Origin of the sequence: Albidovulum sp., from assembly GCF_049646345.1 — a bacterium.
In the GTDB taxonomy this organism is placed as follows: domain Bacteria; phylum Pseudomonadota; class Alphaproteobacteria; order Rhodobacterales; family Rhodobacteraceae; genus Albidovulum.
Map to the genome: position 1 here is coordinate 1 of NZ_JBARVQ010000414.1, position 3,443 is coordinate 3,443.

At 62.1% G+C, this 3,443-nt stretch carries 5 protein-coding genes; 2 read left to right on the forward strand and 3 right to left on the reverse strand.

Features of this window, described 5'->3' with window-relative positions; genetic code table 11:
- Positions 1 to 2: 2 nt before the first annotated feature.
- Positions 3 to 902, reverse strand: a complete 900-nt coding sequence (locus WBB85_RS10280; RefSeq protein WP_432638524.1) for a DMT family transporter — start codon at positions 900 to 902, stop codon at positions 3 to 5.
- A 237-nt stretch (positions 903 to 1,139) separates the two neighbouring features.
- Here WBB85_RS10280 and WBB85_RS10285 point away from each other — a divergent pair, with 237 nt between their 5' ends.
- A complete protein-coding gene (locus tag WBB85_RS10285) occupies positions 1,140 to 1,274 on the forward strand; it encodes an aa3-type cytochrome c oxidase subunit IV (protein WP_432638525.1) in 135 nt (44 codons plus the stop codon).
- A gap of 32 nt (positions 1,275 to 1,306) precedes the next feature.
- A complete protein-coding gene (locus WBB85_RS10290; RefSeq protein WP_432638526.1) occupies positions 1,307 to 1,924 on the forward strand; it encodes a hypothetical protein in 618 nt (205 codons plus the stop codon).
- A gap of 21 nt (positions 1,925 to 1,945) precedes the next feature.
- Here WBB85_RS10290 and WBB85_RS10295 read toward each other — a convergent pair whose 3' ends face one another.
- Positions 1,946 to 2,980 carry a hypothetical protein gene (locus tag WBB85_RS10295; protein WP_432638527.1) on the reverse strand — a complete coding sequence of 345 codons (1,035 nt, stop codon included), beginning with the start codon at positions 2,978 to 2,980 and terminating at the stop codon, positions 1,946 to 1,948.
- A 21-nt stretch (positions 2,981 to 3,001) separates the two neighbouring features.
- On the reverse strand, positions 3,002 to 3,443 hold a 442-nt coding region (gene greA, locus WBB85_RS10300), incomplete at its 5' end, for a transcription elongation factor GreA (RefSeq protein ID WP_432638528.1).

Here is a 3,443-nt window from a genome sequence, read left to right on the forward strand (position 1 = left end):
CCCTATCCTGTCTGCCTGTTGACGATGTAGACCCCGATGGCCGAAAGCGCAAAGCCTGCCACCGCAAGCGGCGCAACCTGTTCACCTAGAATCGCCCAGGCGATCAGCATCGCGAGTGGGGGGACGAGATAGAGAAGCGCAGAGATCCGCGTGGCGTCCCCGCGCTGCAGAAGGGCGATATAGAGCCCGATCGATATGATCGAATTCGCGATGACGAGATAGGCGAGCGCGATGATCAGTTCGGGGTGCCAGTCTATGACCATGCTCTCAGTCATCGCCGCGACAGGCAGAAGGACCGCAAAGCCGATCACGTATTGAATGAGGCCGCCGACGACCGGATCAGTCTTCATCCCGTGCCATTTCTCGAACAGGGTGGCCAGCGTGATGCCTGCAAGCGCGCCCAGCGCCAGAAGGACCGCGATCCACGGGCTGGGGCCGAGGCTCTTGCCCGAGAGGATGACCAGCAGAGCCCCCAGAAAGCCAAGGATGAGGCCGGGCCAGAGAAAGCGCCCACCGCGCTTGCCGGTGACCAGCGGCGCCAGTGCCGCGACCAGCACAGGCTGAAGCGACATTATGATCGCCGTCGTACCCGCATTCATGCCACGTTTCATTGCCAGATAGGCCAGCCCGAAATACACGCATTGAATAAGAAACCCGGTCAGCGCGATTGCACGCCAATGCCGGGAAGAGGCAGGCCAGACGGTGGCCCGGCGCAGCAGGAAAGGCAAAAGCGCTGCGGCAGCGAGGCCATAGCGCAAAGTCAGCATCGTCATCGGCTCGATATGGGCGAGCCCGAGCTTGGCGAAGGTATAGCCGCCCGACCAGAAGACCAGAAACACGAATGGCGCTGCCTGCCAGAAGGCCGCGTGGGCGGGGTTATGCGTTTCCGTGGCCGTCTGCATGGCGACCTGCCCCTCCCCTTCCTGTTCTGCCACGCTAGGAAGATCGCGCGACGCAGGCAAGGCCGTTCCGCAATAAGGGGTCCGGCCCTGTCCGGCCAAACGGCACGCATCCTGGGCCGGTCCGATCCGGGTAATGCCAGCACCACGGACACGGCGGCTAAAACAACCATCTGCGGGTCGTGACAGCGCCCGCTGAATCGGCTATGCGGAGCTTGATACCAAATCGGGAGCGCACAGATGGCCGATCACAAGCATGGCAGCATGGACATCAAGAACCACGAAAAGACCTTTGAGGGCTTTATCCGCGCCAGCATGTGGGTGGCCGGCATATCGATCGGCATTCTGATCTTCATGGCTCTGGTCAACGCCTGATCGGGGTGTTGTATCCGATCAGTTCCGTAACGATGCGTCGAATTGCATTCAGTCTTCTTCTGCCGCTAGCCCTCGCGGCCTGTGGCGCCGAACGGGTCTGGGCGCCGGACGATGCCGTTCAGCGTGCGCGCTATGTTTCGGCTGAACCGCCGTCGATCACACTTTACACCGTCGTTCGCAAACTGGGCGGCGAAGGTGCGCATTCTGGCATCCTAATCAATGGCAGCCAGCGGGTGATGTTCGATCCGGCGGGCACCTGGCACCACCCCTGGGCGCCAGAGCGGAACGACCTGCACTATGGCATCACCGAAAAGATGCGGAAGTTCTATATCGATTACCACGCGCGTGAGACCTATGACGTGATCGAGCAGAAGATCTATGTCAGCCCCGAAGTGGCCGAAGCCGCCTTCCGGCGGGCCACAGCTTACGGCGCGGTAAACAAAGCCTTTTGCGGAAGCTCGGTCAGCGACATTATCCGCGGTCTGCCGGGTTTTGAAAGTATCCCGCGCACGTTCTTCCCGAACCGGATCAAGTCGGCCTTTGGCGAATTGCCGGGCGTCCAGACGAAACTGCATGAGGATGGCGATCCGGATAACAATTCCGGCGTGCTTCTGGTGCAGAAAGGCGCACTGCCAGACAGCGATTCCTGACACTGTCGGCGTCAAGGACAGTCAGGCAAATATCCCGGCGACCCGTCCGAACAGCATGAAGGCCCGCGCCGTGCGGGTCTCGGCCAGATTGACGATCTCCTGATCCGTCGCGATCTTTTCGAACTCGACAAACGTCTTGTCGAACTGCCGCAGGAAGTGATGCGCCGCATCGCGGAATATCGTATCCTGCCGCATTCGCCCGGCGGTCAGCGCAAGGCTGGTCCGGTCGCGCACCCCGCCCAGCGAAGCAATCGCGCGACCGCGCTCACCTTGCGCAAAGCGGCGCCAGAGTTCAGGCCGGGCGCGATCCGGTTCAAGGTCATCCATATAGATGCCATCCTGACTGAGAAGCGTCAGGGCATCCTGCGCCGCGCGGATGAGTTTTGCGCTGCTGTGGTCATCCAGCGCCCGCCGCAGGGCCCGGAACCCCGCCTTGTCCTTAGGGCTGTCAGGGAAATTCGGGGCCCGGATGAATTCTTCGGTCGAAAGCGGTGCCTGCCCGGCATCCGCCGGGGCGCCAAGCGCCAGTGCGGGCTGTTCCTCGATCCTCGTTTCCGGGTTCAGGCGGACGGGCGCCGCTGCCGGATCCGTCGCGGGGGGGACGCTTGTGTCACGCCGCGATGCGAAGGTTGCAACCGCCGTCTCGGTCTGACGCGCGGTCGCGGCAATCTCATCAAGGCGCTGTTCCATCGAGGGACGCGCAACATGCGCCTGTGCCTGATTGATATAGGCGTGTCGCATCGCATCGAGCGCGGATTGCAGCCGCCGTGCCTCGGCTCGCATCTCGCGCGAGGTTCTGAGCGTGATCGCCGCCACCCAGATCAGGGCAATCGGCAGGCCGATCGCGACAATGATCATGACCGCGCTGAGTGTATCAGGCGCGGATGTTCCGCCAGTGAACAGGAAAAAACCACCGACAAGCAACAGCCAGAGACCGCTCACAACGATCGCGATGACCTCACCCGGGCCGATCCCACCCCCGGTATCGGGCTGTGAGTAGATCCCAAAATCTCTGCGGGCCGTCGCGCCGGGTTCGGGTTCTTTTTCCTCGGCCATCACGCATCCTCCGCGCAGATTTCAGACGTAGCGGATGTTCAGGACTTCGTAGCTTTTCTCGCCGCCCGGCGTGCGCACCTCAACGCTGTCGCCAGCATCCTTGCCGATCAGCGCGCGGGCCAGAGGCGAACGGATGTTCAGGAGGCCGCGCTCAATATCGGCCTCGGCCTCACCAACGATCTGATAGGTCTTCTCTTCGTCGGTATCCTCGTCGACCAGTGTCACCGTGGCGCCGAACTTGATCGCGCCCGAGAGTTTGGTCGGGTCGATGACATCGGCACGCCCAAGCAGGCTCTCGATTTCCTTGATGCGGCCTTCGACAAAGCTCTGACGTTCGCGTGCCGCGTGATATTCCGCGTTCTCCGAAAGGTCGCCATGCTCCCGCGCCTCGGCAATAGCCTTGATGACCGAAGGACGCTCCACCGTCTTCAGGGCCTTCAACTCTTGATCGAGCGCGGTGTGG

What these genes read in the sequence shown, in the direction of transcription:
- WBB85_RS10280 (WP_432638524.1), bottom strand. Translation starts at nt 902, where the DNA reads ATGCAGACGGCCACGGAAACGCATAACCCCGCCCACGCGGCCTTCTGG.
- WBB85_RS10285 (WP_432638525.1), top strand. Translation starts at nt 1,140, where the DNA reads ATGGCCGATCACAAGCATGGCAGCATGGACATCAAGAACCACGAAAAG.
- WBB85_RS10290 (WP_432638526.1), top strand. Translation starts at nt 1,307, where the DNA reads ATGCGTCGAATTGCATTCAGTCTTCTTCTGCCGCTAGCCCTCGCGGCC.
- WBB85_RS10295 (WP_432638527.1), bottom strand. Translation starts at nt 2,980, where the DNA reads ATGGCCGAGGAAAAAGAACCCGAACCCGGCGCGACGGCCCGCAGAGAT.